Origin of the sequence: uncultured Methylovirgula sp., from assembly GCF_947646745.1 — a bacterium.
In the GTDB taxonomy this organism is placed as follows: Bacteria; Pseudomonadota; Alphaproteobacteria; order Rhizobiales; family Beijerinckiaceae; genus Methylovirgula.
In genome coordinates, this window is the sequence record NZ_CANSHK010000040.1 from 23,688 (window position 1) to 30,183 (window position 6,496).

At 64.5% G+C, this 6,496-nt stretch carries 5 protein-coding genes; all 5 read right to left on the reverse strand.

What is annotated here, in order from left to right:
• Window positions 1-23: 23 nt before the first annotated feature.
• Complete coding sequence (locus Q0025_RS12075) at window positions 24-2,117, reverse strand: hypothetical protein (protein ID WP_297299427.1); 2,094 nt, start codon at window positions 2,115-2,117, stop codon at window positions 24-26.
• Window positions 2,118-2,167: 50 nt separating this feature from the next.
• The gene (locus tag Q0025_RS12080; RefSeq protein ID WP_297299429.1) at window positions 2,168-4,159 is read right to left on the reverse strand and encodes a hypothetical protein; all 1,992 of its coding nucleotides are present in this window, start codon (window positions 4,157-4,159) and stop codon (window positions 2,168-2,170) included.
• 1 nt (window position 4,160) lies between these two features.
• Window positions 4,161-4,622, reverse strand: coding sequence for a GtrA family protein (locus Q0025_RS12085; protein ID WP_297299431.1), 462 nt, complete (start codon window positions 4,620-4,622; stop codon window positions 4,161-4,163).
• A gap of 2 nt (window positions 4,623-4,624) precedes the next feature.
• On the reverse strand, window positions 4,625-6,115 hold the full coding sequence (locus Q0025_RS12090; RefSeq protein ID WP_297299433.1) for an NAD(P)/FAD-dependent oxidoreductase: 1,491 nt from the start codon (window positions 6,113-6,115) through the stop codon (window positions 4,625-4,627).
• 153 nt (window positions 6,116-6,268) lie between these two features.
• Window positions 6,269-6,496, reverse strand: a 228-nt coding sequence (locus tag Q0025_RS12095) for a sigma-70 family RNA polymerase sigma factor (protein WP_297299434.1), incomplete at its 5' end; no start/stop codon positions are given.

Sequence of the window (6,496 nt, forward strand, 5' to 3'; positions counted from 1 at the left end):
TGCGCGCTTTTCGGTCCGATGCTCTAAGCCCGCGCGCCGCGCCCGCGCCCCTCGTAAAGCCAGGTCGCGATGGCGCTGGCGAGCAGGAAGATGAGCCCGAGGAAGCCGATGGCGAGCGGCGCAATGCCGATGCCCGTGACCTGCGCCGCGCCGGTGCGCTTGATCGCGGCATAGTCCGAACCGCCATAGACGGGACTGTCGTGCATGGCGACAATGCGCGGCAGACTGACATCGCTGCCGTGGTTTGTGCCGATGCGCCGGACGGTGCCGCCGGTCGCCTCGGCCAGCGGCCGCAGCTTCTCGGTCGTCGAGACGACCTCCTGGAATTCGCGTGGATTTTCCGGCCCGACGTTGACGAGCGTCGTCAAAGACCCGTCGCTGATCCGATAGAGGCCGAGTTCAGACACTTTCACCTGCGCGCGCGACAGGCCGGGCTCAGCCGGGGAGAGCTTCGCCGTCGTCACCTTGCCCGACGGCGCGACGATCTTAACCGGCGGGATCTGATCCTTGAGGCTTTGGCGTTCGATCGACAGCGTGTCGCCTTGCGCATTGGCACGCAAAGCCTCTTCCTCGAGCTCCGGCTCCTTCATCAGCCAATGCGCCAGCCGCCGCAGCAGATCGAGATGCGGACCGCCGCCTTCGAAGCCGCGCGCCCAAAGCCACATCTGATCCGACAGCAACAGCGCGACGCGGCCTTTGTCCTCGCGCGACAGCACGAGCAGCGGCTTGCCATTGGCGCCGGAAAGAACGCTCGTGCCGCGCGTGACATTGGCATCGACCTGGCGGAACCAGCGGCTCCAGGCCGGCGGCGTTTCATCGGAGCCCGGCAGGCCGCGCGTCACCGGATGTTTGGCGCCGATCGCTGTGATTGCCGGGCGGAATGCCTGCTGGATGATATTGCCGGTGGGATCGGCCGGAGACAACGTGCCGAGCGGCGAATAATAAATGCCGTCGGACGAGGCGAAGTCGGGACCCGCCGCAATCATCAGCGCGCCGCCGGCGCGGACATAGCGCACGATATTGTCGAGATAGACCATCGGCAGGATCGCCTGGTTGGAATAGCGATCGAAGATGATGAGATCGAAATCGCCGATCTTGTTGCCGAAGAGATCGGCGGTCGGAAAGGCGATCAGCGACAGCTCGTTGATCGGCGTGCCATCCTGCTTCTCCGGCGGCCGCAGAATGGTGAAATGCACGAGATCGACATTGGCATCCGACTTGAGCAGGTTGCGCCACATGCGCTCGCCCTGGTTCGGTTCGCCGGAGACAAGCAGGACCTTCAGCTTGTCGCGCACGCCGTCGATCGTCAGCACCGCTTTGTTGTTGAGCGCCGTCAATTCGCCCGGCAAGGTCTCGACTTCGAGTTCGACGACATTCGGGCCGCCATGCTCGATCTTGACCGGCACGCGGATCGTCTCGCCGATCGCGGCGGTCACGTCCGCGATCGGATTGCCGTCGCGGCGCACGTGCAGAACGACGGGCTCCGTACCGTTGGCGGTGTCGAGCACCCGCAGATCGATGGTCACGTCCTTGCCGACGATGCCGAAGCGCGGCGCGGTCAAAAGCTCGATGCGGCGGTCGCGCTCGCCCTCGTGCCCGGTGATGAAGGCATGCAGCGGCGCCTTGAAACCGAGCGCCGCGACATTCGCGGGAATGTCGTGCACGACGCCGTCGGTGATCATGAAAGCGCCGCCGATCCGCTCGGCCGGCACGTCGGCCAGGCCCGCGTTGAGCGCCGCGAACAGCCGTGTGCCATTGTTCTCGGTGTCGGTGCGGGCGCTTTCGATCATCCGCACATCGACATTGCCGAGCGCTTCGAGCCGCTGCTTCAGCTCGGCCGCGGCTTTTTGCGTCTGCTGCAGGCGGTCACCGATCGTCTGGCTGCCGCTCTCGTCAACGACGACCGCGACGACATCTTTCAGCGGCTTGCGGTTCTCGCGCACGAGCGCGGGGTCGGTCAGCGCGAGCAGCACCAGAGCGAGGCCGAGACCGCGCAAGAGCGCGCCGCGGCGGCGGCGGAACATGGCGAGGATCGTGACGATCAGCGCCAAGGCCGCAAAACCCCAGAGGAGCACCGGCGGCAGCAAGGGCGTGAAGGCGAGCGAAAAGGCGTTCATTCAGCCGCAGAGAGACCCCAAGCTGGGGGCATTTTCAAGGCTTTTGAGGCCTAACCTTTGGCGCAGGGGAAGATGGCGTAATCCGTGATGCGGTGCCAGGCGTAGCCGTTCGTCTCCTCGGTCATCAGATAATTCGGAATGCCGGGCGACCAAATGTCCGCTTTGAGATCGGGCGCCATGGCGTCGGGACCCCATTCGGGCACGACGACCCAGGCCGGCGCATCCGCACGGGCGCAGAGATTGTCGAGCCCGGCGCGGGTCACACGCGGCAGATCGGCGGTGGCGGCGATTTCCGGCGTCTGCGCGAGAATATGCCGGTCGGCGAGGCCTTGCGCGATCAGGAATTGCATGCGTGCGCGCCATTTGCGGCCGAGCGGCGGCGAGAAAATCGAGCTGACGCCCTGTTGCGGCGACGCCCATTGCGGCCGCCCGGCGAGAAACCAGGATTCGGTCAGCCCATTGATCCAGAGAATTTCGCCGGGACGACTGGCGAGCTGATCGACGAGCCCCGCCGGATGCGCATTCGCATCAATGAGCTTCTGGAATGCCGGCCGCGAATCCCAGACCCATGCGGCGAGACACATGAGCACCGCCGCGAGGGCCGCTTCGGCCGCCCATTTCAGCCGCGATGGCGGCGCGAAGAAAAGCGCTAAGGCCAGCGCGCAAATCGGCAGAGCCAGATAGCGCCGGGTGAAAAGATAGGAAATGCCCCCCGGCGCACCGGCCGGCAAGCTCGCGGTAAAATGCACATAGCCGACGAGATAGGTCGCGATCCAGAACAGGCCCCAGAGAATCGCGGCGCCCCAAACCGCCGCAGCAAGCCGCCACGAGAACGAGATCGAGCGAGCGAATCCGAAATGGAGCAGCAAAGCGGCCGCCGCGAAGAGGACCGTACACCAGATGGAATCGTAGGACACCCAGGCCATCGCCAATAGGGCGAAGACGGCGTGATCGCGCGGCGTTGCCGTGCGCAGCCGCAGCGCCAATAGCGCCAAGGCGACGGCGGCGAGCGCGGCCATCAGCCAGGTCATCCGCCAAAGCTGCGCCTGAAGGATGAGGACGAGCCCGAGTTGGTCGCCAAGGACGAATTGCGCGGCGAGCGCGGCGAACGCTACGATGACAACGGCGACGAAAATTGCCTGCCGGCGCCCGGTGTAGAGGCTCGCGCCGATGAGCAGCGTGGCCGCCTGGGTCACCATCGGATAATAGGATTCGACCGGCCAGCATTTCAAAAACAGCATGGGGCTGCGGCCCAGCGCCAGCGCCTTCAAATCCGGCGCGATGGGCGTCAGCAGCCGGGTGAGAACCGGCGCCCCGGCGGCGGCGGCCCCGAGCGCCGCGACGATCGCGACGCCGGCCGCGATGCGCCAACGTCGATCCTCGCGGCAGAGGACAAGGCCGAATACGCCCCAGCCCGCGAGCGCCATCAACGGGTGGATCAGGCTCGCCGCGGCAAGCGCCGCAAGCGCCAGCCACGTGCGCCCGCCAACGAGGGCGGCGAGGGCCGCGAGCACGAGCGCTTCCGCGAAGGGACGCGGAATGGCTGTGATCTCGGAATAGTGCAAATGCCACGGCCAGCCGTAATAGGTCGGCAAGAGCGCCAGAAAGATCACCACGACCGCGACGGCCTGCCAGCCGACGAACTGGCGCGCAAAAATCGACAGGGCCGCGATCCAGCAGAGGATCGACAGCCCGGCGAAAAGCCAGCTCACGCTGAGCGTGCCGAAATCCGCAACGAGGTGCTGCATCAAAAGCGGAAACAGGCTGAAGCCCAGTTGTCCGTCGTTGACGAAAATCATGTCGCGACCGACGCCGCCCGGATCGAGCTTGGCGAGCGCCTGGCCGATATAGATGTTGGCGTCGCTGTAGATGCCCTGAAACGGATGCGTCAGCACCCAGAGCGCGACCGCGATCAGCGGCAGCAGAAGATCGCTGGCGTGGAACGATCGCGCCGCGCGATACGCGCCGGCCGGCGCGGACGACGCGGTTTCGTGCCGTTCAGTGACTGGACGAACCGTCTCGAAGTCCGCCTGCATCGTCATCCTACCCGTCCGTCTCCGTGACGAAGAGCAGCGTGCGCCGGGCGAAGAAATTGAAAGTGAAGACAAGGGCCGCCGTCGGCGCCTTGGCGAGGCCGACAGGCAGGGCGGCGAAATGCACGAAAGTGAAGAGCAGCGCCTGATTCAGCGCCAGGCCGAGAAAGCCGATGGCGAAAAAGCCCAAAGCTTCGGCGCCGAGGCTGCGCTGGCGGCGGCCGCGAAAGACGAGCCGCACGCTGCCGACATAAGCGAGCAGCATGCCGAGCGTGAAGCTGACCGCCGCGGCGATCTGGTAATTGAGGCCGGCCCTGACGAAGACGATCAACAGGCCCCAGTCGAGCGCCAGAGCCGCAGCGCTGACGAGCCCATAGCCGAAGAGATCGGACGCGAAGAGCCGCAGCGCCGGATTGCGCGTCAGCAGAGCCGCAGGCTCTTGGCGCGAAACCGTTTCGGTGACAGCGCTCATGCTCAGGCCGCCACGCGCTTCGGCACCAGCCGCAGGCTCTTCAACGCCTCCTGCGCGCCGGACATGCCCGCCTCGCCATATTCGGCATCCTCGTTGACCTGCCAGACGTCATAGAGCTCGGCGCCGGCGACGATATTGGCGGCGGTGAGCATGCCGGTCATCATCGCATGGTCCTGATTGTTATATTTGTGCATGCCGTTGCGGCCGACGAGATGAAGATTGGGACAGGAGAGCTTGAGCTCGCGGCGGATCTCCTTCATGTGATCGGCATAGGTCTCGTCATAGACGGGATAGGCCTTCTTTTGCCGCACGACGCAGGCGTCGCGCACATCGGCTGGATCCATCAGGCCGATCTCGCCGATCTCGCGCGTCGCGCGGGCAATGAGCTCTTCATCGCTCGACGCCCACAGGCCATCCCCCTCGAAGCAGAAATATTCGAGGCCGAGACAGGTCGAGGTTTCGTCCGGCAGCATTTCCGGCGACCAGGAGCGGAAATTCTGCACCCGGCCGACCTTTACCTTCGGATCGTGGATATAGATCCAATTGTCGGGCAGCTCGCTCTTCGTCTCGCCGATCAGCACGACGGTGAGGAAGTCACGATATTTAAGTTCGCGCGCATGCAGCAGCGTCAGCGCCGTCGGCTTCAGCGCGGCGATCAATTCGCGCACCGGCGCCGAGGAGACGACGTGCTCGGCCGTATAATGCTCGACTTTTCCGTCGCTGCTCTCGACCGCGACCGACCAGCTATTCGTATATTTGTCGCGGGCGAGCGAGCGCAGCTTGCGGTCCATGACGATCTCGCCGCCGAGCGCCTTCACCTTGCGCGCGCAGGCTTCCCACATCATGCCCGGGCCGCGGCGCGGATAGCGGAAGGATTCGATCAGCGTTTTGGCGACCGCACCTTCCTTCTTGCGGCCGAGCGAGCGGCGAAGCCCGTCGGCGATGGCGGCGCCAAGGCTCAGGCCCTTGATGCGCTGCGCCGCCCATTCGGCGGAAATCTCGTCGCAGCTCATGCCCCAGACCTTTTCCGTATAGGTCTTGAAGAAGATCGAGAAGAGCCGCTCGCCGAATTGGTTGCGCACCCATTCGTGAAAAGTCTTCGGATCCTTCACCGGATTGAGCTTGGCATAGGCATAAGAGCCGACGCAGAGAAGGCTCGTGACAATGCCGAGATTGCGCAAAGCCTCGAAGGCTTTCAGCGGATAGGAATAGAACTTGTCGCGGTAATAGATGCGCGACAGGCGCGGCCGCTCGATGAAATCGTCGGGCAGGATCTCGTTCCAGAGATCGACCACCTCTTTCGACTTCGAGAAGAAGCGATGGCCGCCGATGTCGAACAGGTAATTCTTGTAATGCGCCGTGCGGCTGATGCCGCCGACGTATTCGGGGTCCTGCTCGATGACGAGGACGGACTTGCCCGCCTTGGCGAGGCTATAGGCGGCCGTAAGCCCGGCGGGACCGGCACCGATGACCAAGGCGTCGAGCTTTTTCAAGGGCTTCTCCAGCGCAGCCGAAAACCGCGGTGTTCGGACCGCGGCCGGCGGGGAGAGAAGACCATTAATAAGTTAAAGCGGGCTTAGGCGGATCGGTGAAAGAGCCGCTAATCGCGGTGACCGGCGCAATAAGAGCACGCGCCAGCTAAACGTTTAATTATCCAAGAAGCTCCGCAGCTTTCTGGACCGAGACGGATGCTTCAACTTACGCAGCGCCTTCGCCTCGATCTGGCGGATGCGCTCGCGCGTCACCGAGAACTGCTGGCCGACTTCTTCGAGCGTATGGTCGGTGTTCATGCCGATGCCGAAGCGCATGCGCAGCACGCGTTCCTCGCGCGGCGTGAGCGAGGCAAGCACCCGCGTCGTCGTCTCGCGCAGGTT

What these genes read in the sequence shown, in the direction of transcription:
- Q0025_RS12075 (WP_297299427.1), bottom strand. Translation starts at nt 2,117, where the DNA reads ATGAACGCCTTTTCGCTCGCCTTCACGCCCTTGCTGCCGCCGGTGCTC.
- Q0025_RS12080 (WP_297299429.1), bottom strand. Translation starts at nt 4,159, where the DNA reads ATGACGATGCAGGCGGACTTCGAGACGGTTCGTCCAGTCACTGAACGG.
- Q0025_RS12085 (WP_297299431.1), bottom strand. Translation starts at nt 4,622, where the DNA reads ATGAGCGCTGTCACCGAAACGGTTTCGCGCCAAGAGCCTGCGGCTCTG.